Below are 830 nucleotides of genomic sequence, written 5' to 3'. Positions count from 1 at the left end.
CTTGGAATCAGACACACTTTTTGCTACTTAGCCCCCTAGCCCGGTTCAGGGAAATCCTCCAAGATTTCGTCCGCATCCCCATCCTCCTGTGTGAGCACGCTGCGAAGGCGGTTTTTCGTTCGGGTGGCGTCTTTGGCGATGCCGTCGTGGAATCCGGCGAGCATCTTCAGCGCTGCTAGTGTCTCGTCGTCGCGGTGGACTGCCCGCAGTGTGTGCGGCATGGTGCGGGCGGTGTCGGCGATGATGAATGCATTCCGGCGGCGGTTTTTGATCGTCCAGGGTAGAGATCGGCTGCTTTTCGCATGGCTAGGTCGGGGAGGTCTCCGACCGTGCAACCGCAGTCGCGGGCCACGGCGATGGGCAGGGCGCCGATCGTGTTGGGTTGATCGATGACCATGAGAACGCTGCCGTGGGCTTGCATGGACGCGAAGATTTCGCGCCGTGCGGCTTCGCCTTGGGGCAGTGGTTTGTCGTAAATTCTCTCGCCGGTGTTGGTCAGCGCGCAGGCATGGTGGCCGGTTTTGCCGACGTCGAGGCCGATGATGATTTCGGGTGTTGTGGACGGTTCCATGGTGGTGTCCTTCTGTTGCGGCTGGTCGCCGGTGTCTTGGACATCCGTTGCAGGTACCCACGTTACGACGAGACCTCTGTTTGGTCCGTGTCCCTATTAGCTGTCAGCGGTTGTCCCCGGTGTCCGGTGGCAACACCCCCGGATTATGGAAATGTTCACGCAGATAAGCCATACCGGGCTCGGTGACCGCGCCCCGTGAGGGGCACCATCACGGTAACGGGGGTGAGGGGGTGTTCCTATATAGGTTGTCAACTCCGTG

General features: G+C 60.6%; 1 pseudogene. It reads right to left on the bottom strand.

What is annotated here, in order from left to right:
• Positions 1-35: 35 nt before the first annotated feature.
• Positions 36-571, bottom strand: a pseudogene (locus HMPREF2692_RS07255) (IS110 family transposase).
• Positions 572-830 lie beyond the last annotated feature (259 nt).

Source organism: Corynebacterium sp. HMSC036D03, from assembly GCF_001836185.1.
Classification (GTDB): Bacteria; Actinomycetota; Actinomycetes; order Mycobacteriales; family Mycobacteriaceae; genus Corynebacterium; species Corynebacterium simulans.
Note: the sequence above shows the minus strand (reverse complement) of the source record. Positions and strands in the feature narration are given on the sequence as shown.